This is a genomic window from Mesorhizobium sp. USDA 3734, from assembly GCF_056279665.1.
Genome location: NZ_JBWCCW010000001.1, coordinates 6,423,190 through 6,445,941, shown reverse-complemented (window position 1 = coordinate 6,445,941; position 22,752 = coordinate 6,423,190). Strand labels below are relative to the sequence as shown.

The 22,752-nt window shown below is 65.3% G+C and carries 20 protein-coding genes; 12 read left to right on the top strand and 8 right to left on the bottom strand.

Features of this window, described 5'->3' with window-relative positions; genetic code table 11:
* The 5 genes from ACZ89F_RS30765 to ACZ89F_RS30745 all read left to right on the top strand — a co-directional run bounded on the left by ACZ89F_RS30765 (window position 1) and on the right by ACZ89F_RS30745 (window position 4,932).
* A complete protein-coding gene (locus ACZ89F_RS30765) occupies window positions 1-1,539 on the top strand; it encodes a sugar ABC transporter ATP-binding protein (RefSeq protein ID WP_476097436.1) in 1,539 nt (512 codons plus the stop codon).
* Between the two features lie 60 nt (window positions 1,540-1,599).
* Window positions 1,600-2,595 (top strand): ABC transporter permease, encoded by a 996-nt coding sequence (locus ACZ89F_RS30760; protein WP_136616552.1) that lies wholly within the window; start codon window positions 1,600-1,602, stop codon window positions 2,593-2,595.
* Window positions 2,596-2,679: 84 nt separating this feature from the next.
* Window positions 2,680-3,459: an SDR family NAD(P)-dependent oxidoreductase gene (locus tag ACZ89F_RS30755; RefSeq protein ID WP_476095941.1), complete on the top strand. Its 780-nt coding sequence runs from the start codon at window positions 2,680-2,682 to the stop codon at window positions 3,457-3,459.
* An 8-nt stretch (window positions 3,460-3,467) separates the two neighbouring features.
* The gene (locus ACZ89F_RS30750) at window positions 3,468-4,052 is read left to right on the top strand and encodes an SDR family NAD(P)-dependent oxidoreductase (protein ID WP_476095940.1); all 585 of its coding nucleotides are present in this window, start codon (window positions 3,468-3,470) and stop codon (window positions 4,050-4,052) included.
* A complete protein-coding gene (locus ACZ89F_RS30745; RefSeq protein ID WP_476095939.1) occupies window positions 4,036-4,932 on the top strand; it encodes an aldose 1-epimerase in 897 nt (298 codons plus the stop codon). The genes ACZ89F_RS30750 and ACZ89F_RS30745 overlap by 17 nt, the downstream gene beginning before the upstream one ends.
* Here the strand turns inward: ACZ89F_RS30745 and ACZ89F_RS30740 are convergent.
* From ACZ89F_RS30740 to ACZ89F_RS30725, 4 genes are all read right to left on the bottom strand, one after another.
* Window positions 4,924-5,685: an SDR family NAD(P)-dependent oxidoreductase gene (locus ACZ89F_RS30740; RefSeq protein WP_476095938.1), complete on the bottom strand. Its 762-nt coding sequence runs from the start codon at window positions 5,683-5,685 to the stop codon at window positions 4,924-4,926. The genes ACZ89F_RS30745 and ACZ89F_RS30740 overlap by 9 nt on opposite strands.
* A complete protein-coding gene (locus ACZ89F_RS30735) occupies window positions 5,682-7,244 on the bottom strand; it encodes a sugar ABC transporter ATP-binding protein (protein ID WP_476095937.1) in 1,563 nt (520 codons plus the stop codon). The genes ACZ89F_RS30740 and ACZ89F_RS30735 overlap by 4 nt, the downstream gene beginning before the upstream one ends.
* Window positions 7,245-7,299: 55 nt before the next feature.
* Window positions 7,300-8,274 carry a sugar ABC transporter substrate-binding protein gene (locus tag ACZ89F_RS30730; protein WP_476095936.1) on the bottom strand — a complete coding sequence of 325 codons (975 nt, stop codon included), beginning with the start codon at window positions 8,272-8,274 and terminating at the stop codon, window positions 7,300-7,302.
* Window positions 8,275-8,335: 61 nt separating this feature from the next.
* Complete coding sequence (locus ACZ89F_RS30725) at window positions 8,336-9,346, bottom strand: ABC transporter permease (RefSeq protein ID WP_476095935.1); 1,011 nt, start codon at window positions 9,344-9,346, stop codon at window positions 8,336-8,338.
* A gap of 243 nt (window positions 9,347-9,589) precedes the next feature.
* Between ACZ89F_RS30725 and ACZ89F_RS30720 the strand changes: the two genes are divergently transcribed.
* Complete coding sequence (locus ACZ89F_RS30720; RefSeq protein ID WP_476095934.1) at window positions 9,590-10,621, top strand: substrate-binding domain-containing protein; 1,032 nt, start codon at window positions 9,590-9,592, stop codon at window positions 10,619-10,621.
* Between the two features lie 287 nt (window positions 10,622-10,908).
* Here the strand turns inward: ACZ89F_RS30720 and ACZ89F_RS30715 are convergent, their stop codons facing one another.
* The 4 genes from ACZ89F_RS30715 to ACZ89F_RS30700 are packed head-to-tail and all read right to left on the bottom strand — an operon-like array spanning window position 10,909 to window position 14,724.
* A complete protein-coding gene (locus tag ACZ89F_RS30715; RefSeq protein ID WP_476095933.1) occupies window positions 10,909-12,087 on the bottom strand; it encodes a mandelate racemase/muconate lactonizing enzyme family protein in 1,179 nt (392 codons plus the stop codon).
* A 9-nt stretch (window positions 12,088-12,096) separates the two neighbouring features.
* The gene (locus tag ACZ89F_RS30710; RefSeq protein ID WP_476095932.1) at window positions 12,097-13,086 is read right to left on the bottom strand and encodes a transketolase family protein; all 990 of its coding nucleotides are present in this window, start codon (window positions 13,084-13,086) and stop codon (window positions 12,097-12,099) included.
* Window positions 13,083-13,931: a transketolase gene (locus ACZ89F_RS30705; RefSeq protein WP_476095931.1), complete on the bottom strand. Its 849-nt coding sequence runs from the start codon at window positions 13,929-13,931 to the stop codon at window positions 13,083-13,085. Before ACZ89F_RS30705 ends, ACZ89F_RS30710 begins: the two co-directional genes overlap by 4 nt.
* Before the next feature lie 4 nt (window positions 13,932-13,935).
* Window positions 13,936-14,724, bottom strand: coding sequence for an SDR family NAD(P)-dependent oxidoreductase (locus ACZ89F_RS30700; protein ID WP_476095930.1), 789 nt, complete (start codon window positions 14,722-14,724; stop codon window positions 13,936-13,938).
* Between the two features lie 118 nt (window positions 14,725-14,842).
* Here ACZ89F_RS30700 and ACZ89F_RS30695 point away from each other — a divergent pair, with 118 nt between their 5' ends.
* The 6 genes from ACZ89F_RS30695 (at window position 14,843) to ACZ89F_RS30670 (ending at window position 22,629) form a co-directional block, all read left to right on the top strand.
* A complete protein-coding gene (locus ACZ89F_RS30695; protein WP_476095929.1) occupies window positions 14,843-16,063 on the top strand; it encodes a mandelate racemase/muconate lactonizing enzyme family protein in 1,221 nt (406 codons plus the stop codon).
* 130 nt (window positions 16,064-16,193) lie between these two features.
* Window positions 16,194-18,590, top strand: coding sequence for a thiamine pyrophosphate-dependent enzyme (locus tag ACZ89F_RS30690; RefSeq protein ID WP_476095928.1), 2,397 nt, complete (start codon window positions 16,194-16,196; stop codon window positions 18,588-18,590).
* A gap of 32 nt (window positions 18,591-18,622) precedes the next feature.
* Complete coding sequence (locus ACZ89F_RS30685) at window positions 18,623-19,633, top strand: C-terminal binding protein (protein WP_476095927.1); 1,011 nt, start codon at window positions 18,623-18,625, stop codon at window positions 19,631-19,633.
* On the top strand, window positions 19,630-20,346 hold the full coding sequence (locus ACZ89F_RS30680) for an E3 binding domain-containing protein (protein ID WP_476095926.1): 717 nt from the start codon (window positions 19,630-19,632) through the stop codon (window positions 20,344-20,346). The genes ACZ89F_RS30685 and ACZ89F_RS30680 overlap by 4 nt, the downstream gene beginning before the upstream one ends.
* A 139-nt stretch (window positions 20,347-20,485) precedes the next feature.
* Window positions 20,486-21,256 (top strand): GntR family transcriptional regulator, encoded by a 771-nt coding sequence (locus tag ACZ89F_RS30675; RefSeq protein WP_126067234.1) that lies wholly within the window; start codon window positions 20,486-20,488, stop codon window positions 21,254-21,256.
* A 308-nt stretch (window positions 21,257-21,564) separates the two neighbouring features.
* Window positions 21,565-22,629 (top strand): sugar ABC transporter substrate-binding protein, encoded by a 1,065-nt coding sequence (locus ACZ89F_RS30670; protein WP_476095925.1) that lies wholly within the window; start codon window positions 21,565-21,567, stop codon window positions 22,627-22,629.
* Window positions 22,630-22,752 lie beyond the last annotated feature (123 nt).

Below are 22,752 nucleotides of genomic sequence, written 5' to 3'. Positions count from 1 at the left end.
ATGAATTATTCCGATACATCCATCGTCGCGACTACTCCGTTCCTCAGCCTCGAGAACGTGCGCAAGACCTATCCGGGCGTTGTCGCGCTGGACGGCTTCTCGATGGAGGTCAGGCCGGGCGAGGTCATCGGCCTCGTCGGCGAAAACGGCGCCGGCAAATCGACCTTGATGAAGATACTCGGCGGCGTCACCACGCCCGACAGCGGCACGATCACGGTCGACGGCACCGCCCACAAGGGCCTGACCGTCGAAGCGAGCCTCGGTTCGGGCATCGCCTTCGTCCACCAGGAACTCAACCTGTTCGACAATCTCGATGTCGCCGCCAACATCTTCTTTGGCCGCGAGCCGTTGCGCGCCGGGCCGCTCAGGCTCGTCGACCGGGCAAAACTGCGCACCATGGTGGCGCCGCTGCTGAAACGCGTCGGCGCCAATTTTTCCGCCGACACGCAGGTTGCGACCCTGTCGTTGGCCCAGCAGCAGATGGTCGAGATCGCCAAGGCGCTGTCGATCGAGGCAAGGCTGGTCATCCTCGACGAGCCGACATCGAGCCTGCCGCTCGCCGAAACCGACAAATTGCTCGACGTCATCAAGGCGCTGAAGGCGGACGGCATCAGCGTCATCTTCATTTCGCACCGCCTGCACGAGGTCGAGCGCGTCGCCGACCGCGTCGTCGTGCTGCGCGACGGCATGCTGGCCGGCACGCTGGGCAAGCACGACATCGGCCACGACCAGATGGTCAAGCTGATGATCGGCCGCATGCTGAAGGAGCGCGAAAAGGCCTCCGAGGCGGCGCGTGCGCCGGGCGCCACGGCACTTTCGGCCAAGGCCATCCGCACCCCGGCCTATCCCGGCCGGCCGGTCGATCTCGATGTCAGGCGCGGCGAAATCCTCGGCCTCGCCGGGCTTGTCGGCTCCGGCCGCACCGAACTGGCGCGGGTGTTCTTCGGCATCGATAGCAGCCTTGGTGGCGCGCTCGAACTCGACGGCAAGCCGCTTGCGCTGGCTTCCGCGGCCGACGCCGTCGCGCATGGCATCTTCCTGGTGCCGGAAGACCGCAAGCTGACCGGCATCCTGCTCGACCTGTCGATCGCCCAGAACATTTCGCTGCCCAATTTGCCGGCGCATGCGCGCCGCTCCCTGGTTTCGGCCAGCGCCGAGACCGCCACCGCCGAGAAGCAGAAGAGCAATCTCGGCATCAAGGCGCCGTCGGTGCAGACGCGCACCGGCACGCTGTCGGGCGGCAACCAGCAGAAGGTCGTGCTCGGCAAATGGCTGGCCATGAACCCCAAGGTGATGATTCTGGACGAGCCGACGCGCGGCATCGACATCGGCGCCAAGGCCGAAATCTACGGGCTGATGCGGGCGCTGGCCGATGCCGGCGTCGCCGTGCTGATGATCTCCTCCGACATGGAAGAGGTGATCGGCGTGTCCGACCGCATCGCGGTCATGCATGAGGGCCAGATCTCGGGCATTCTCGACAAGGACCGGTTCAGCCAGGAAAACGTGCTGCTGCTGGCGGTGGGCAAGCAGCCGAAATAGTTTTTTGTTTGCCACGGGTTCCGGTCCGGAACTTCCAGGGCGGGCATTGGGGAGAAGACGATGAGCAAGAAAGATCTCGGCCTGCTGATCCTGATCCTGGTGGTCGGGGCGATCGTGGCGATCATCAATCCGCGCTTCCTGTTGCCGATCAACCTCGCCAACACCTCGAACCTCATCGGCCTGTTCGGCATCCTGTCGATCGGCCAGGCCTTCGTCATCATCACCGGCGGCATCGAACTGTCGGTCGGCTCGGTGGTCGCGCTGCTGGGAACGCTGTTCATCGACTTCATCGCCGTGCGCGAGGTGGCGTGGCCGCTGGCCTTCGTGCTGATCCTCGTGCTCGGCGCCATCATCGGCCTGGTGCATGGCTGGCTGATCACAAGGCTCAAGCTGCAGCCCTTCGTCGTCACGCTGTGCGGCCTCCTGATCTATCGCGGCGTCGCCCGCTTTTACACCGCCGACGGCACCGCCGGCTTCGCCTTCGGCCAGAACTTTCCCGATCTTGAATTCCTGACCGCCGGGCGCTCCTATGGCGTGCCCAACAGCTTCATCGCGCTGATCGTCATTTCCATCGTCATGTGGGTGGTGCTGCACCGCTCGGTGTTCGGCCGCTACCTCTACGCCATCGGCAAGAACGAGGAGGCGGCGAAATATTCCGGCATCCGCACCGGCCGTGTCGTCATGGCCGCCTATGTCATCTGCGGCGTGCTGACGGCGCTGTCGGCGATCTATTTCGCCATGTACACGCGCTCGATCTCACCGGCCAGCCACGGCCAGTTCTACGAGCTCTACGCCATCGCTGCCGCCGTGCTCGGCGGCTTCTCGCTGCGCGGCGGCGAGGGCTCGCTGATCGGCGTCATCCTCGGCACCGTGCTGCTGCAGGAGCTGCAGAACCTCGTCAACCTGCTCGGCATCCCGTCCTCGCTCAACTTCGCGGTGATGGGCGGCGTCATCCTCATCGGCGTGCTGGTCGACCAGCAATGGGGCGTCTTCCGGGCACGGCGGCTGATGGTCGACGCCACCCGCAAAAGCGCTGCCGGCGCGGCCGCGGAATAACCGCCGGCCGCGACACGAAAGCTTGTCCGCGCTTTGAGATTATTATAATAGCATAACCCGAACTTGGTCGGGGGCGGACGAGACATGCGCTGCGATTTGCGAGGCAAGGTAGCGCTGGTCACCGGAGCCGCGGGTGCGATCGGCAGTTCCATCGCCAAACGCCTGTCCGACAACGGCGCCGCGGTCATCGTCGCCGACATCAACAGCGATGGTGCGAGCCAGGTCGCGGCCGGTTTGAGCGATGCGATCGCCTGCACCGTCGACATCCGCGATGCCGCCTCGGTCGACAGTGCCATCGCCGCCATCATGGACCGCTACGGTCGCCTGGATATCCTCATCAACAATGCCGGCGTCAACACGCTGGCGCATCGCGTCACCATTGACGAATTTCCCCCCGAGGAATGGGACCGCATCACCGGCATCGATCTCGACGGCCTCTACATCATGAGCCGCGCGGCATTGGCGCCGATGCTTGCCGCCGGCAAGGGCGGGCGCATCGTCAACATCGCCTCGGTCGTCGGCCTCGCCGCCATGCGGCTGCAGAGCCCGTTCGTTGCCGCCAAGGCCGGCATCATCCATCTGACGCGGTCGATGGCCATCGAACTCGGAGCCAAGGGCATCCTGACCAACGCCATCGCACCGGGCTCGGTGATGACGGCGCTGACGGCAAAACTGTTTTATGGCGATGACGGCAAGTTTGCCGGCCGCACCCAGGAATTCCTCGCCCACGTGCCGCTCGCCCGACCTGCCCAGCCCGAGGAGATCGCGGAAACCGTGCTGTTCCTGGCCTCGCCGGCCGCCAGCTACATCAACGGCCAGGTGCTGGCCGTCGATGGCGGCTGGACGGCGGGATACATGATGTGAGTGCGGCCATGGAAATCGACCTTGATGGCGCAGTAGTTGCCCATGACGGTGACAGCAACCTGATCGCCGAGGCAGCGCTTGCCGCGCTGCAGGCCAATGGCGGCCGGCTGGTCGAAGGCTCTCATGCGCGTGACGCCGATATCCTGCTGATGTCCTGTCCGCTGCGGCCGGGAACGGTGGCGGGCGATCCGCGATCGCTTTACGCCGATGCGCGCAAGGCCGCCGTGATCATGACCGAGCGTGGGCGCGGCCGCATCGTCTTCCTGCTGTCGGCGACCGCCGGCATGCCGATGCGCCGTCATCCGCGCTTTTCCATGGACAACGCCTCGATCCTTGCCGGCATGCGCACGCTGGCCATGGAGTTCGGCCCCAAGGTGCTGGTCAACGCCGTCGGCGTCGGCGCGGTCGAGGATGAAACCATGGTGTCCGGCGACAAGGCGATGCTCAGCCACACCCCTGTCGGCCGCGCCGGCAGCATCGAGGAAGCGGTTGCAGCCGTGCTGTTCTTCTGCGATCCCCTGAACACCTATACGACGGGCCAGATGCTTTGTGTCGACGGTGGATGGATGGCAGGCTATGGGCGCAATTTCTGAGCCGTTGATGCTGAAAGCCGGGCCGCTCGAGGTCGGGCTCGTGCCGCAGATCGGCGGCTCGGTGAGTTCGCTGCGCTGGCACGGCATCGATCTCATGCGCCGGCTTTCGAATCGGCATCGCGAGGCCGGCAATGTGCTTGGCGTCGCCATGTTTCCGATGACGCCCTACGCCAATCGCATCACTGGGAACGCCTTCGACTTTGGGGCGAAGCGCTGGCAGGTCCTGCCCAACAATCCGCCGGAGAAATTCAACGTTCACGGCAGCGGCTGGCAACACGCCTGGACCGTCACCGAGGCAGCCGCCGCCAGCGCGACGCTGTCGCTGGACATCGCCGCCGGTGCCGAGCCCTATTCCTACCGCGCGACGCAGGCTTTTACGGTCACCGAACAGGGCCTCGGCGTCGCTATGACATTGACCAACACCGGGCCGGTTTCCCTGCCGTTCGGCTTTGGTCTGCATCCCTGGTTCGATCGCGACCCTGATGTGATGCTTCAGTTCAAGGCAAGGCGCTTCTACCTCGAAGAACCCGACGGCATTTCCGGCGACCCGATCACGCTTCCACCCGAACTCGACTTCGCCAAGGACCGGCCTTTGCCGAACGGCTGGCGCAACAATGATTACGGCGGCTGGGCGGGGGAGGCGACGATCCGCTTTCCAACGCGTGGCGCAGGTTTGCGGGTCCAGGCCGATCCCGTCTTCAAGCACCTGATGTTCTACGCCGATCCGACAAAGCCGTATTTCTGCGTCGAGCCGCAAACCAACGCTTCTGGGGCCTTCAATCGGGGCGGATGGGATGATCCGGACGAGGGCGTGATTGTGCTTGCCGCCGGCGAAAGCGCCGCCGGCACCGTCTGGTTCATGCCTTTTGAACTAGAGTAGCCGCGCTAAAAGTCCGCCATCCACCTGCATGGCGCTGCCGGTGACGAAGGACGAGGCGTCGGAGATCAGGAAGCCTATTGCCGTGGCGATTTCGGAAGGATTGGCGATGCGCGCGATCCTGTTGGGCTCGAAGGACAAGCCCAGCGCTTCCGCGCCGCCCGCCGCCTCCAGCCCGTCCAGCGTCATCCTTGTGGCGACGGAGCCGACCAGCACGGCGTTGACGCGGATGCGGTCGACGGCATAGTCGAGCGCCATCTGTCGCGACAAGCCGACGACCGCCGCCTTGGTCGCGGCATAGGCCGGCACGCCGGGCACGGTGGCGTCGGCATGCACCGAGGCGATGTTGACGATCGAGCCGCCGCCGGCCGTGCGCAGCAGCGGCAGGGTTACACGGCAGACCCGGAAGATGGCTGTCAAATTGACGGCAATGGTCCTGTCCCATTCGTCGTCGGAGAGCTCTTCGAGCCGCTTGCCGGTCGGATAGATGCCGGCGCAGTTGACGACAGCGTCGAGCCCGCCGAACCGAGCCGCCGCCGCCGCCACGGCCGCTTGCACCTCGACTTCGCGGGTGAGATCGCACGCGCGGAAGATCAGATTGCTCTCGCCATGGCGGCCGGCAAGCGCCCGTCCTTCCTCGGCATCGAGCCCGGCTCCGAAGACCCTGGCGTCCTGCGCGACAAGGTATTCTGCGGTCGCCCGGCCGATGCCGGTCGCCGCTCCCGTGACGAAAATGTGTTTGCCGGCAAAGCTCATGACGAAGCCTGTGAAGCCAACGCGTGGCGTTGCGCCTGCGCTGCCGTCACCGAACGCAGCACGCGATCCTCACCGCCCTCGCCACGGCTGAATTCGTCGACGATGCGGCCATCGGCGACGACGAGGCAGCGGTCGCACAGGCCGATCAGCTCTTCGAGTTCCGACGCAACAATGAGGAGGGCCACGCCCTTCTCTGCCAGCTCGACCACGAGCCGGTAGATCTCGTGCCGGGTCGCCGCGTCGACGCCCTTGGTCGGTTCGTCGAGCAGCAGCACTTTCGGCGCTCGCATCAACACGCGGGCAAACAGCAGTTTCTGCTGGTTGCCGCCCGAGAGATGGGTGACCGCGGCCTGCGGCGATGACGCCTTGACGTTGAGCGCACGCATGGCGCTCAGGATGGAGCTGCGTTCGAGCCCGCCGCGCACCATGCCGTACCGCGACAAGGGCGCGAGGTTGCCGATGGTGACGTTGGCGCCGACCGGCAGGTTGAACAGCAGGCCATCGCGCTTGCGGTCCTCGGTCAGCAGCGCGATGCCGGCGGCACGCGCATCGCTCGGCGATTTGATCGATATGGGCTCGCCGGCAACACGGATTTCGCCGTCTGCTGGAACGCGGCCATAGATGCCATGCAGGATCTCACTGCGGCCGGAGCCGAGCAGGCCTGCCAGCCCGACGATCTCGCCGGCGGCCACGGAGAGGTTGATATCCCTGGCGCCATGAACAGCGCCGCCGTGACCCGCGACCGTGAGCCGGCGAACCTCTAGCGCGATCGGAGCGCCGGCGGGCGCCGCGTGTTCGGGAAACAGCCGCTGCAGCCTTTGGCCCGACATCGAGAAGATGAAGGTCTCGGCATCGAAATCTTCTCGCGCGATCCGCACCGCCACCTGTCCGTCGCGCAGCACGGTGGCGCGGTCGCAGATGGCGAGCACTTCGGGCAGGCGGTGGGTGATGTAGATCATCGCCACGCCTTGCGCCTTGAGGCGGCGCAGCACGCTGAACAGCGCGTCGACTTCGATGCCTGAGAGCGAAGCTGTCGGCTCGTCCAGCATCAGCACGCGTGGTTTCAGCACGATGGCACGCGCAATCATCACCAGATGGCGTTGCGCCGAGGTCAGCGACGCCACATAGGCCCTGGGATTGATGTCGATGCCAAGCTCGGCGAAGATCTCGCCGGCCCTCTGTTCGAGCTTGCGCTGATGCACCAGCATGCCGTCACCCAGGCCGGTGCGGCCGGCAAAGACGTTCTCTGCGACCGAGAGCTGTTCCAGCACTTCGATTTCCTGCGGCACGTAGCCGACGCCGTTCGACCGCGCATCGGCGGGCGAGGCAAAACTGACGGCCCGGCCGTCGAGCCTGATGGCGCCCGCGTAGGAGCCGGCGGGATGCACGCCGTTGAGGATCTTGACCAGCGTCGACTTGCCGGCGCCGTTCTGGCCCAGCAAGGCGTGGATTTCGCCTGGAATCACATCGAAATCGACGCCGCGCAGCGCCTGCACGCCGCCAAAATTCTTGGCGATGCCGGTGGCCGAAAACAGCGGCTCTTGCGTGGTGCTGGACACGACGATCCTCCCGGGAGATGCCGGATCCGCGCAAGGCGCGGACCCGGCGCAGGCGCTACTGGCCGGCGCTATCCAGCATTTTGTAATAGGGGTCGAGGTCGGCTGATGTGATCACCTTGGCCGGTAGCGGGTTGCTGTAGGGCACGCTCTTGCCCTGGGCGAGGTCGCCGAGCAGTTCGGCAACCTTGGCGCTCTCTTCATAGAGCGGCTGCGCGACGATGCCGTAGGCGGCGCCCGACTTCACCAGATCGAGGTTCTGCCTGATATAGTCCATGCCGATGATGACGACATCGCGCCCGGCCTTGCGGGAGGCGCCCGACCAGGTCTGGATGCTGTTGCCGGTGGTGCCGAAGGCGGCGGTCACGTCCGGATTGCCTTGCAGGATCGCCACGGCCTTGGCCTCGGCCGCCGATGGCTCGAAACCTTCCATCTGCGTGTCGAGCACCTTGATGCCGGGGTACTTTGCCGCGATGGTCTTGCGGAAGGCATCCGACATGGCATTTTCAGTGTCGTTGGAAGCGCCTTGTGTCAGCGCCACGGTGCCCTTTCCGCCCAGCTTGTCGCCAATGGCGATCGCGGCATTGGTTCCTGCGTCGGCAATGTCTTCGCCGGTTGCAGCCCTCAGCCCCTGGACCGTGCCCTCGGGCGGCAGCACATGCCAGGTGACGATCGGGAAACCTTCCTTCGCCAGCTTGGAGATATAGGAGTAAATCGCCGGATCCGGGCCGTAGACACCGATGGCGTCGTATTTGGTGCGGGCAAGGGCCGCCTCGGCCAATGGCAATGTCGCTGGAATATCCCAGTTGGTGGCGCTCGGGTCGCCGACGACCTCGCAGGTGTAGCCGAGCTCCTTGCATTTGTTGAGGAAGCCCGCCTGCATCAGCCGGTGCACCGGATGATCCTTCATCGCCTGCACCCACAGCAGATGGATGTCGGCCGCCCGGGCAAGGCTCGCCGAGCCCAGCGACGTGGCAACAACCGCCGCCGCCAGCGCGGCGCGGATCAGGCCGTTCTTCAGTTTGTTTCTCATGTCATAACCTCCCTTGGTTTGCCGGTATTTTGCCGGCGCAATATCCACGCTCGCGGTTTGCTCAGGCGCCGGCGATGAAGTAGCGGCGGCGCAATATGTCGAGGCCGACGGCCATGACCATGATCACGCCGACCGCGATCTGCTGCCAGTTGGAGTTGACGCCGATGACGACGAGGCCACTCTGCACGACTTTCAGCATCAGGATGCCGACGACGCCGCCGGCAACCGTGCCGGCGCCGCCGAACAGGCTGACGCCGCCGACCACGACGCCGGCGATGACGGTCAGTTCCCAGCCGCTGCCGATCGAAGTGCCGCCGCTGCCGAGATCGGCCATGACGAACATGCCGGCGATCGCCGACAGCGCGCCAACGACGATGAAGGCGCCGATCTTGTAGGCATTGGTGTTGATACCGACGAGATGCGCCACTTCCTTGTTGCCGCCGGTGGCGTACATGTTGCGCCCGAGCACGGTGCGCCGCAGGACGAAGTCGGCGACGACGGCGGCGATGATGAAGAAGGCAAAACTCCAGCCGAGCCCGAAGGCGAGATCGGTGCCGCCGATCGTATTGATCGTCTGTGGCAGCGGGTAGACCGGATAGCCGCCGGTCACCACCTGGATCAGGCCCTGGCCGATGAACAGCATGCCGAGGGTCTGGATGAAGGCGGGGATGCCGAGCCTGACGACGATCAGCCCGTTGACGAGGCCGATCAGCGCGCCGACACCGACACCACCGAGTATGGCGATCGAGACCGGCAAGGCGGCCGCGGTCATCAGCTTGGCGGCGACCACGGCGGACAGTCCGGCCACCGAGCCGACGGACAGGTCGAACTCGCCGGCGACCAGCAGAATGGTTTGGCCGATGGCGATGATGCCGACAAACGACACGACGTTGAGAATGGCGCGGATGTTTCGTTCCGACAGGAAGGCCGGCTCGAGCAGCCAGAAGAAGGCGATCAGCAGGGCCATGGCGGCCAGCACGCCGACTTCGCCGACGGCAATGAAGCCAATCAGTCGCCGCCGGAACGATTGCGCGTCCCGGGGCGGCGAGCTCACGTCTGCCGCGCTGTTCATCCTGACCTCCCTGGCGGTGCCTGCTGCCGGCTCTGCGTCCGGCACCATTTACCCGCGCCAAACCTGGCACGCTCCTCGATCCCATTAAGATTATAATATTATAACTTGTCAACGGCGAAATGTTTGGAGGTTGCTGCAACCGGCGCATCGCTGGAAAGCGCGCGCCGCAACCGCTATGAATGGGCTGATGTCGCGTGGTCCGGAGATTGTTTTCGATGGATCGCGCTCTCTTGGAGCATGGTGATGACCGATAGACCGCCGGCGGGCGAGAAGAAGCCGCAGCGCCTTGGCGTCCGCGAGATCGCCAAGCGCGTCGGCGTTGCGCCGATGACGGTGTCGCGCGCGCTCTCCAATCCCGACATGGTGTCGCCGGAGACGCGCGCCAAGGTGCTCGAGGCGATCGAGCAGGCCGGCTTCGTGCCGAACCGGCTGGCGTCGAGCATGCGCGGCAATGGCCGCATGATCGGCACCGTGGTGCCGCCGCTGATCAATTCGGGCATCGCCGAACAGGTGCAAGGCATGTCCGACGAGTGCCATGAGAGCGGTTATTCGATGCTGCTGGTCCAGGGCGAGTTCACGCAGGAAGCCGAGGAGAAATCGATCCGCAATCTGCTCGGCTGGCGCCCGGTCGGCATGATCCTGCAGAGCTTCGTACAAAGCGAGGTCGCCCGCGCGCTTCTCAAGAGCAGCGGCGCACCGGTGGTCGAGATATCCGAGATCAAGGGCCGCAAGCCGATCGATATGGTGGTCGGCGTCTCTAATTTCGAGACCGCCTATGCCATGACCATGCATCTGGCGGCCAAGGGCTACAAGCGCATCGGCTTCGTCTCGACGCCGATCCATGGCAATGACCGACTTCAGCAGCGCCGCACCGGCTATCACGCGGCACTCACCGAACTCGGGTTCAAGAACCATGACGACATGGAGGTCGAGGTGCCGATCACCGCCCAAGGCGGCGCCGAGGCGCTGGTGACATTGACCTCCCGCCACAAGGACATCGACGCCATCTTCTTTTCCAGCGATACCCTGGCTGTCGGCGCCGTGCAGGAATGCCACCGGCGCCGCTGGGCGGTGCCGGGCAGGATCGCCATTGCCGGTTATGGCGACATGGACCTGGCCGCACAGCTTTATCCGCCGCTGACCACGGTGAAGGTCAACCGCTACGAGATGGGCCGGCGCGCGGTGCGGCAATTGCTGGCAAGGCTCGGCGGCAACACCAAGGTGCCGACCATCACCAGCCTCGGCTTCGAGATCGTCGACCGCGAGAGCGCGTGACGGCCTTTCTCGTTGGCCAAGCCTCCCTCAGCTTCGTCATCCTAGGGCGGAGCAGCCGCGAAGCGGCGTCGCGGAGACCCTAGGATCCATGCCGCGACCTTTGCCATGGAGTGCAGCGGAGCAGAATTCTGCACCGAAGCAACGCTTCGCGGTCGCGGCATGGATCCTATGGTCTGCGCCGCGTCGCTGCGCTCCTTGCTCCGCCATAGGATGACGAAGGCAGGGAGGATTCGGCTAATCTCGAAGGCTAGCGATTTGCTTCGAACGGTCATCGGTATCTGAGATACCTAACCGCGCTTCCCCGCCTCCTCACGCCGACCAAGCCGCTTCTCCCAGCCTTCGGCATGGACGTTGAGATAGGCGTGGGGATCGTAGGGGTGCTCCTTGATCGCATCGATGTTGAGATCGATGCCGAGTCCCGGCGCGTCCGGCAGCGACAGATGGCCGTTGTCCGGGTTGACGGTCGGATGCCAGGTCACGAGGTCGCGCGTCCACGGATCGTTGAAGGCGTCGAAATGCTCCTGGATGAGGAAATTTGGCACGGCCGCGGCCAGCTGCAGGCACACAGCCGTCGCCACCGGCCCGCCGCTCTGGTGCGGCGCGATCTGGCTGCCATGGGCGAGGGCGAGGTTGGCCACCTGCATCGACGGCGTGATGCCGCCGAGCGACATCGGCTCGGGCTGGAAGATGTTGACGCCGCCACCCGCCGCCAGCGTGTAGAACTGGCCGACCGTGTCGTACATCTCGCCGGTCGCCACCGGGATCGGCGAGCGATGCGCCACTTCGTGCACCGTCTCCTGCCGGTCGCGTGAGGTCGGCTCCTCCCACCAGTAGATGTCGAGGTCGGCGAACTTTTGCGCCGCCTGCAGCGCGGCGATCTCGGTGAAGCGCGCATGCACGTCGATCAGGATCAGCGTGTCCTTGGGCAGCTCATCGCGCAAGGTCCGGCAGATGGCGTAGGACAGCTCCAGCTCCTCGCGCGCGATAAAACCTTGCGCGGTGCCGAACGGGTCGAGCTTGAACGCCTTGAAGCCCTTGGCCAGCACCGCCTTGGCCGCCTTGAGGAAGGCTTCCGGCGTGCGCTCGGTGCGGTACCAGCCGTTGGCGTAGCCGAGCACGCTGTCGCGCACCCGGCCGCCAAGAAGCTGGTGGATCGGCACGCCGAGGCTCTTGCCCAGAATGTCCCAGCAGGCGACTTCGATCGCCGCGATCACTGTGCGGTGGATATGGCCGCCGTCGAGCGAGACGCTGTCCAGCATGCGTTTGGCCAGCGCATTGATGCGCCGGGGATCCTGGCCGATGGCCAGATGCTTGAGTTCATGCACGCCGGCTTCGGTGGTCTTGATGAAGCCGTTCAGCGTACCTTCGCCGACGCCGTGAATACCCTTGTCGGTATGGACTTTGACGAATAGCCAGTTCTTCCACTCGGCGCCGACGGCAAAGGTCTCGATCTCGGTAATCTTCATGCGAAAGTCCTAGCCCAGCGCGGCAATCGTTGCGATGACGGCCTCGGTGGTCAGGCCATACTTCGCTTGCAAGGTCGGCACCGCGCCGCATTCGATGTAGCGGTCGGGCAGGCCGATGCGGGTCACTGTCTTCAAAAGGCCCGCATCGTACAAGGTCTCGACGACCAGGCTCGCCAGCCCGCCGACCACGACATGGTTTTCCGCCGTGACAACACGGCTGACGCCGGCCGCAAACTCAGCCACTGCCTCGGCGTCGAACGGTTTTATGGTCGGCACGTGCAGCACACCGGCGGAGACGCCGTGCTTCTGCAAAGCCTCCGCCGCGTCCAGCGCCCGCTCGGTCATGAAGCCGGTCGAGATGATGCCAACATCGTTGCCTTCACGAAGCCGCCGCGCCTTGCCGATCTCGAAGCGATAACCCGGCTTGAACACGACCGGCACGCTGCCGCGCAGCAGCCTGATATAAACCGGGCCTTGATGCTCGGCGATGGCTTCGGTCGCGGCCTCGATCTCGGTCGCGTCGCAGGGATCGATGATTGTCAGGCCGGGAATCATGCGCATCAGCGCCAGATCCTCGATCGCCTGATGCGTGCCGCCATAGCCGGTCGTCAGGCCGGGCAGGCCGGCGACGATCTTGACGTTGAGGTTGGAGTGGGCGAGCGCGATGGCGACGAAATCATAGGCGCGCCGCGTCGCGAACACACCGTAGGTGGTGGCGAACGGCACCTTGCCGGTGCGCGCCAGTCCGGCGGCGACGGCGACGAGATTCTGCTCGGCCATGCCGACATTGAAGAAGCGGTCCGGAAAGGCGTCGCGGAACGGCAGGATGTCGGTGTATTTGCCGAGGTCGGCGGTCAGCCCGACAATGTCGGGGCGGCTCTGGCCAAGCCTGGCCAGGGCCCGGCCGAACGGCGCCTCGACGCTCCGACGGCCGCCGCCGACCGCCTCGTCCTGGCCCATGGCCAGCGTGCGGCCGGCCTCCATTGCCGCGCCGCTCATTGGGCTGCTCCCGCGGTCTTCTCGAACTCGGCGATGATGCCGTCCCATTGCGCGACGTCGATGCGGAAGAAGTGCGATTTCTCGCTGGCCTCGATGCGCGGCACACCCTTGCCGGGCAGCGTGCGCAGCACGATCGCCTTCGGCTTGCCGTTGCGCTCACGCGCACCAGCCAGCGCGCCGACCACCGCTATCATGTCGTTGCCGTCGATCTCGAATGTTTCCCAGCCGAAGGCGCACCATTTGTCGGCCACGGGTTCCATGTCGAGCACGACAGGTCCGTCGGCCTGGATGCCGTTGCAGTCGATCAGCGCCACCAGCCCGTCGAGCCTGAAATGGCTGGCCGACATCGCCGCTTCCCAGGTCGACCCCTCCTGCATCTCGCCGTCGGACAGCTCGACGAAGACGCGCGCGTCGGAGCGGTCGACGCGCAGACCCAGCGCCTGGCCGACACCTTGTCCGAGACCATGGCCGAGCGAACCGCCGATCACTTCCACGCCGGGCGTGGTGTCGAGCGTCGACATCTCCAGCCGGCTGTTGTCGGCGCCATAGGTGACCAGTTCCTCGAGCGGAATGATGCCGGCCTCGGCAAGTGCTGCCCACAGTGCGATGGAATAGTGGCCAGTCGATAGCAGGAAGCGGTCGCGGTCGGGCCACGCCAGATTGTGCGGGTCGTAGCGCAGTTCGTGGAAATACAGCGCCGCCAGCGTGTCCGCGATGCCGAGACCCTGGCCGATATAGCCCTGGCCCTGGCCGCGCGCCATGGTCAGCATGTGGCGGCGCAACCGCTCTGCCTTGCGTTCGAGCGCGCCGATGTCGGCGTTGCCGGGAGGGGAGTTTCGCAGCATAGGATCAGTCCTTGTCGAGCCCGCCCGACATGTTGAGCCGCTCGGCGGTCATGTAATCAGGCGAATCGAGGCACAGCCAGACGACGGCTTCGGCCACCTCGGAAATCTCGGCGCGGCGGCCGAGCGGGATGCGGCGGGTGCGTTCGTCGAGAAAGGCCTGCAGATCGTTGCGGCCATTGGCGCGGGCGAGATCGGCCTCCGTCGAGCGCTGCATCTCGGTGTCCATCATGCCCGGCGCCAGGCTGTTGACCAGCACGCCGTAGGGTGCCAGTGCTACCGCAGCGGCGCGGGTGATGGAATCGACGCCCGCCTTGCTCGCCGTGTAGGCGGTGTAATCGGGCAGCGCCATGCGCGAGCCCGGCGAGGTGATATTGACGATGCGCCCCGAACGCTGCTCGCGCATCACCCGGCCAGCCGCCTTGCAGGCCATGGCAAGTGCGGTGACATTGAGCGCCAGAGTGCGCGTCCAGGCCTTGAACGTGGCGTCGAGGAAAGGTTCGATCACGCCATAGCCGGCGTTGTTGACCAGGATGTCGATGCCGCCCCAGCGTGCGACCACTTTTTCCACCGCCGCTTCCGGCGCACCTTCCCTGGTGAAATCGCCTGTTATGGCCTCGGTTTCCGCGCCGATTTCCCTGATTTGCCGGGCGGTCTCGGCCAGCCCTTCGCCATTGATGTCGGCAATTGCGACGGCACAGCCGCGCCGGGCCAACTGGATCGCCACCTCGCGGCCGAGGCCGCCGGCGGCACCGGTGACCAATGCTCGCGTGATATCGTGAATTTCGGCAGGCAAGCGAGCACCCTCCCGGTGGCCATCTTGACGGGATTGATACCGGTACCATAAATGGCTGTCAACGGGGATGTGCTATTGTCCGCTCGCCGTACGGTTGGTCGGCAATGGGGAGGAAAAGATGAAAGTCGTTGCGCTCGAAACGCTGCAGCTGGCGGAATTTCCGTTCCTGTTCTGGCTGCGCGTCCACACCGATGCCGGCCTCATCGGCACCGGCGAGACCTTCTGGGCGCCGGGGCCGGTCGCCTCCTACATCCACGACAATGTCGCCGCCTATCTCCTGGGCAAGGACCCGCGCGACATCGAGCTGCATGACCGCACGCTGGGCAGCGTCTATGTCGGCGCGCGCGATTCCGGCGCCGAGGTGCGCGGCAATTCCGCCGTCAACATCGCGCTCTGGGATATCTATGGCCAGGCGCTCGGCGAGCCGGTCTGGCGACTGCTTGGTGGTCGTACCCACAGAACCGTGCCGATCTACAACACCTGCGCCGGCTACAAACATGTCCGCGCGACTCAGAAGAATGCCCTGTTCGAGCGTGGCGAGGACTGGTCGCTCAAGGCTGGCGATTCGAATGAAGGTCCGTATGAAGATCTCCTCGCCTGGCGTTACAATGCCGGCGACCTCGCCAAGAGCCTGAAATCGGAAGGCATCGGCGCCATGAAGATATGGCCGTTCGACATCGCCGCCGAAGCGTCGAACGGCACCCGCATTTCGCTTGCCGATCTCGACAAGGCGCTGGAGCCGTTCCAGAAGATTCGCGACGCTGTCGGCCGCGACATGGAAATCATGGTCGAACTGCACGGCCTGTGGACCCTGCCGCCAGTGCTGCGCATCGCCGAGGCGCTGAAGCCCTACGACGTCGCCTGGCTGGAGGAGCCGATCCGCTACAACGAGCTCGACGCCATGGCCGAGCTTGCCCGCCACACCTCGATACCCGTCGCCGCCAGCGAAAGGCTAGCCTCGCGGCAAATGTTCAAGCAGCTGATCGACAAGCGCGCGGCTAGCGTGATCATGATCGACCTTGCCTGGTGCGGCGGCCTCTCCGAAGCGCGCAAGATCGCCAACATGGCCGAGGCCAGCGAACTGCCGGTGACCTTGCACGACTGCACCGGGCCGATCGTTTATGCCGCCAGCTGCGCGCTCTCGGCCACCTTGCCGAACGTCAACTACCAGGAAGCGGTGCGCGCCTATTTCACCGGCTGGTACACCGAGATCGTCGCCGACATACCGCCGGTCAGCACTGGTCATGTCGCGCCGCTCGAAGGGCCGGGGCTTGGTCTCAGCCTGCGGCCCGAGCTGTTCCAGCGGCCCGACGCGACGGTACGCATCACGAAAATCTAGCCGTCATCAGGCTCTTTTCAGAGCCAGTAGACATTATGCTATTATAATCTATGATGAACCGAAGCGGGCGATCCACAAGCTCGCCGCCGGCGCTTTGCCGCCCGGCGCAGACGGGTTCAGGGAGGCTTTGGTGGCAATTTCTGCGGCGCGCACACGCGAGCATTCTAGGGGTGCGCCAAACCTCCCCGACCGGAAGGTCCTGCTCGACCTGTTCGAACGCATGGTGCTGTTGCGCCGCTTCGAAAGCATTGCCCAGATCGCTTGCCGCAAGGGCGAGACCCCCGGCTTCCTGCATCTCTATATTGGCGAGGAGGCGACCGGTGTTGGCGTCTGCGCGCATCTGCGCGCGACCGACTGGGTCACCTCGACCCATCGCGGCCACGGCCATGCCCTGGCCAAGGGCGCCAACCCAGGGCGGGTGATGGCCGAATTGTTCGGCAAGGCCGACGGCATTTGCGGCGGTCGCGGCGGCACCATGCATCTCTACGACCGCTCGGTCGGCCTGTTCGGCACCAACGGCATCGTCGCCGCCGGCATCGGCCATGCCGTCGGCATCGGCATGAGCGCGCGTCAGCAGGGGCGTGACGACATCGGCGTCGCCTTCTTCGGCGACGGCGCCGCCAACCATGGCGGCTTCCACGAAGCACTCAACTTCGCCGCCGTGCAGCGGGCACCGGCGGTCTTCGTCTGCGAAAACAACCTCTACGCCACGGCGACGCCGCTCAACTCCGTCACGCTCAATCCCGAGATCGCCACCAAGGCCGCCTCCTACGGCATGCCCGGCGTCGCGGTGGACGGCAACGACGTTTTCGCCGTCTGGCTGGCGATGAAGGAAGCCACCGAGCGCGCCCGCGCCGGCAAGGGCCCGACGCTGATCGAGGCCAAGACCTACCGCACCGTCGGTCATCATGAGGGCGATCCGGTCATCGGCACCTACCGGACGCAGGAAGAACTCGACGCCTGGATCAAGCGCGATCCGATCGACATGTTCCGCAAGAAGCTGGTGGAGGACTATGGCGTCGCCGATACGGAAGCGCTGGCGGCGATCGAAAGCCGGATCGAGAAGGTGGTCGAGGAGGCGCTGGCCTTCGCCCGCAACTCGCCCGAGCCCGATCCGGCGACCGTGCGGCTGCATGTCTTTGCCGATCCGATCAACCCGCCGGCCGCCTTGCAGCCGCGAGCGGTTGGCGAGACGCGCACGCAAGGCTGGCTCGAAGCGGTGCGCGACGGCATTGCCGAAGAGATGCGCGCCAATCCGGCGATCCTCTATTTCGGCGAAGGCACCGGCGAACGCGGCGGCAGCTTCGCCCACACCAAGAATCTCTGGCAGGAGTTCGGCGCCGAGCGGATGGTCGACACGCCGATCTCCGAGCAGGGCTTCACCGCCGCTGCCGTCGGCGCCTCGGCCACCGGCGCCCGCACCGTCTCGGACCTGATGTTCGCCGACTTCGCCTTCGAGACCGCCGGGCAGATCTTCCTGCAAGCGGCGAAGCTGCGCTACATGACCAGCGGCCTGATGAGCGCGCCGATGGTGGTGCGCGTCGGCGCCGGCGCGCTGCGCAGCTCCGGCCCGCACCACAGCGGCATCTACCACCCGGTCTTCGCCCACATGCCGGGCCTCATCGTCTGCGTGCCCTCGACCCCGGCCGATGCCAAGGGGTTGATGAAGACGGCGCTCAGGGCCGGTGATCCCGTCATCATGCTCGAGCCCAAGGCGCTGTTCGCCTCGAAGGGCGAGGTCCCGGTCGGCGAACACTATGTGCCGTTCGGCGTTGCACGCATCGCCCGGGCCGGCACCGACATCACCATCGTTGCCGCCGGGCAAATGGTGCAACGCGCGCTGGAGGCGGCGCAGTCGCTCGCCGCCGAAGGCATCGAGGCCGAGGTCATCGACCCGCGCACCATCATGCCGCTCGACATCGACACGATCGTCGCCAGTGTACGGAAAACCCATCGCCTGCTCATCGTCGATGAAGCCTGGGCGATGTGCGGCCTTGGCGGCGAGATCGCGCAAGCCATCAACGAACTCGCCTTCGACGAACTCGACGCCCCGCCCGGAAGGCTGCACACGGCGCCGACCTCGCACCCCTTCGCGCCGGTGCTGGAGCGCGCCATGCTGGTCGACACGGCGCGCATCGTCCAGGGCGTGCGCGACGTCATCGCGGGCAAGCCGCCGGTACCGGATCACTGGTACACGGTCGGCCTGAAAAATGCTGCGCCGGCTAAGCCTGCGCCTGTTCCGGCCAAGGTGGCGCCGGCCGCGCCGGCCCAGGCGCCCGCCAGCGCCAGCGACGATGAGCCGATAACGATGCCGTTTGGTGACCTCACCGTCAGCGAAGGCACCGTCGTCAAATGGCTGAAGGCAGTCGGCGATGCGGTCAAGGAGGGCGAACTGATCGCCGAGATCGAGACCGACAAGGCCGTGGTCGAGATCGAGGCGCCGATCAGCGGCACGCTAAGCGCGATCGACCAGCCGGTCGGCGCCGTCGTGCCGATGGGCGGCCGTATAGGTGGCATCGAGAAGTAATCACCATCCAGCATGAAATCCGAAGGGCTAGCATGAAGATCCTGTGCGCCAACTGGCAAGCCGCCGACGAGGCCGAACTCGAGCGCGAGCACTATCCTGACATCGAGCTCATCCTCGCCCGGTCGACCAACGACAAGGCCGCCAGTCTCGATCCGGCTGTCTGCGAGACGGTCGATGCCGTCATCAACTATTCGCCGACCCACAATGTCGCCGCCGCCCCGTCAGCCTTTCCCAAGGCACGAATCGCGGTGCGTTCCGGCGTCGGCTTCGACAACATCGACACGGCGGGCTGGGGCGCACGCGGGATGCCAGCCTGCAATGTGCCGGACTACGGCACAACGGAAGTCGCTGACCACGCCATTGGCCTGATGCTGGCGCTGACGCGCGGCACTTCGGCCTATGGCGCGGAGCTTTCCGGCAACGGTGCAGAAGGCTGGCATTTCTCCAAGGCGCCCCTGGTGCGCCGGCACAAGGGCGCCACCTTCGGCATTGTCGGGCTTGGCCGCATCGGGTTGGCCACCGCCCGCCGCGCCGCAGCCTTCGACATGAAGGTGGTGTTCTACGATCCGCATCTTCTGTCCGGCGTCGACCTGTCGACCGGCTACGAGCGGGTCCATTCACTGGCCGAGCTGATGGGGCGGGCGGATGTGGTCAGCGTCCACGCGCCGTTGAGCGAGGAGACCCGCAAGCTGCTGGGCGCGGCCGCCTTCGCCGCCGCCAAGCCCGGGCTTGTCCTCATCAACACCGCGCGCGGCCCGATCGTCGATCTCGATGCGCTGGAAGCCGCGATGCGCAAGGGTACGGTCGCGGGAGCGGGGCTCGATGTGCTGCCGAACGAACCCGGCGATCTCGACCATCCGCTGCTGGCGGCATGGCGGCGCCGCGAGCCGTGGATCGCCAACCGGCTGATCGTCACCCCGCACGCGGCCTTCTACAGCCCGGCATCAATGCGCGACCTCAGGCTGAAATCGATCGAGGTGGTGCACGCCTATCTAGCCGAGGGCCGCCTCACCAACTGCGTCAATTCAGAGTATCTCAAATGAACATGGCGATGGCGCAGTCCCCGCGGCTGGCTGTTTCGCCCTATGCACGCCGCCTGGCGCGCGAGCGCTCTCTCCCGCTCGAAGCCCTTCGTGGCAGCGGTCCGGGTGGCCGCATCCTGGCCGCCGACGTGCTGGGCTTCGTTCCGGCCGCCGCGCCCGTGAATCTGCCTGACGTCGTCGCCCCTTCTGTTGCCGCTCACCGCATTGCCGCCTTTGCGGCGTCGGTCGCGCTGACCGCGCTACGAGACCTGCTGGCCGCGCTGGAAAGCACAGGGAGAGCGTTCGACCTCGACGACGTGCTGCTGCGCGCGGCGGGTCGTGTATTTGACGAGGTCCCGGATGCCGCCAAGGCCGGCGACGCTTCGGTGGCGCTGGAACTGGCGGGCCGGCAAGCGGTGTTTGCGACCGTCCCCGAGATGCCCCTGACGTCGCTGCACGCAACGCGGCTTGCGGCCCTCGCCGTCAACCGCGACGACGCCGAAATGCCGGCGCTGCTTTCGATCCGCCTGCTGCTGGCGGGCGACATCCGGCCGGTGATGCTGCCGCTGCTGCCGGGCCGCGCCATGCGTCTGGCTGTCTCCATCAGCACCGTGGGTGACCATGCCGAATGCCTGCTCGTCACAGACGCGGCAAGCGTTGACGAGGGTATCGCCGCTGCGTGGCTCGCCGCCCTGAAATCGGCGATCGAACACCCGCTTCGGCTCTTCGTCTAGGACGGTTGATGGTCATCAGCCTTGGTTTTTGACTTTATGCATGTCGTTGTCCCAAAACCGGAGCCACTTTTGGGCGACATGCATAGCCTCGAGCCAAAGAAGCTATTATAAAAGCTTCGACACAGGCGCGACGAGGCTCATGGATAACTCCGTTCCCACCATCGACAGTCTTCCCCGGCGCACACTCGGCCGCTCGAACGGGCCGCTGTATCGCCAGCTCGCCGACATCCTGCGCGAGCCGATCGGCAACGGCACCTTCCCCGTCGGCGGCGAATTGCCGAAGGAGGCGACCATCGCCGAGCATTTCGGCGTCAGCCTGATCACCGTGCGTCAGGCCTTGCGTGATCTTGAGGCCGACGGGCTGATCCGGAAGCGGTCGGCGAAACCGGCGGTGGTCACGGCGCGCAATCCGTCGGTCAATCTGAGCTGGAAATTCAAGAATTTTGCCGACATGGCGGCCTTCACCAAGGACGCGCAGCTGACGGTGAAATCCTATCGCAAGGAGGTTTCACCCGTGCTCCAGCGCCATTTCGGCATGGCCAAGGACGAAGCGGGTTACTGCCTGCGCGGCATCCTGTCGGTGGGCGAGCAGAAGAAGGCGCAGATCACCAGCTATTTCCCGCCTGCTGTCGGAGCGAAGCTGAAGCGGGACGATTTTTCCGACGTGCTGATCTTTCGTTCGGTGCAACGGCATCTCGGCCTGAGGCTGGACGTCGCGCATGTCACGGTCCGCGCCGAAATCGCCGACGAGGCCATCGCCGAAGACCTCGGCGTTGCGCTCGGCAGTGCGGTGCTGAGCGTGGAGATGCTCTATCAGTCGGCCGACCAGCAGAGCATCGAGTTCACCATTGCCCGGCATCCGGCCGATCTCTTCAGCATCAGCTACGACGCGCCGAACGATCTGGCCTGAACCCGATCGGCGGGCCGATTGGCGCGATTGTCCACGCGGATTTCCCCGGCTCGCCCATGGACAGCTTTATAAAATTATAATAGCATCATAGCTAGGATGACGGCTGCGCGGAGGACCACGATCGAACGTGGATGTGTCGCCACTTCCCACGCTTGGCATTTGCCCGGTGCATGTCACCAAAAATGCACAGCGTTTCCGGGGGTAACGGCATGCACAAAAACAAAGTCTGTCCATAAGGGGGTGCCTGCAAGGCACATGATAGGCGGTGGCGCTCGCGCGGCCGACAACAAACACGGGAGGAGGAAGTCATGAAAGCAGGCGCATTTTTCGCCGGCCTTGCGGTGATCGCGACGATTTTGCTGTCGATCGATGCCGTGCCGGCCAACGCACAGGACAAGAAGCCCTACACCATCTATCTCTCCAACAATTTCGTCGGCAACGACTGGCGTCAGCAGATGCTGCGCAGCGCCGACATCGCGGTGAAAAAACCGCCGCTGGCCGGTCGTGTCGATCTGAAGGTCGAAGTGGTCGAGACCACGGTCCAGGCGCAGATCAATTCCCTCAACAACATCATTCGCAACAAGCCCGACGCCATTGTCATCGATGCGGGCTCGGGCGAAGCGCTCAACCCCACGATCCAGAAGGCTTGCGACGCCGGCATTCTGATCATCGCCTTCGATCAGATCGTCAGCGCGCCCTGCGCCTACACGATGGAGTCCGACTGGGGCCGGGCGCCGCGCGTGGAGGCCGAATGGCTGGTCAAGAAACTCGGCGGCAAGGGCAAGATCCTCGTCGACCGCGGGCTTGCCGGCGCCCCCATCTCCGCTCAGCTGCAGGGCGGGTTCGAGGAGGTCATCAAGAAATATCCCGGCATTGAAGTGGTCGGCTATTTCAACGGCGACTATGCGCTGGGACCGGAGCAGGCCGGCGTCGCCAGCCTGCTGGCCGCCCACCCGCAGGTCGACGCCATCTTCGTCCAGGGCTACGGGGCCGGAGCGATCAAGGCGCTGCAGGATGCCGGCCGTCCGATCGTTCCGATCACCGGCAGTCCGTTCAATCTGACGACGACGACCTGTGCCCAGACGCAAGGCGCCCAGTGCATTCTGGCGCCCAACCCTGCCTACCTGTCGGCCGAGGCCCTGAAGCTGGCGGTCGAGATTCTCGACGGCAAGAAGCCGGCCGAGAAGAAGATCCTGCTGCGCAATGCCTTCCTCACCACCGATCCGGTCCCGTCGGAATTGTATCCCGACGCGGCAATGCAGAAGATCGAGGTCGGCAAGAACGCCTTTCCGGACATGGCTCCGGGCCTGTTCCTTCCGGTCAGCCCGGACTGGGTTGAAATCACCCCGGCCGAGGCCGCCGGCGCGAAATGAGCGACGTCTGCAAGCCGGCGGCGAATGGTCGCCTTGAAGCTCCCCAATGCGCCTTGGCTTAAATTGACAAGGCGTATTGGTACCGGTATCAATTTATGTGCAGCACCCACCAAGATGGCGAAG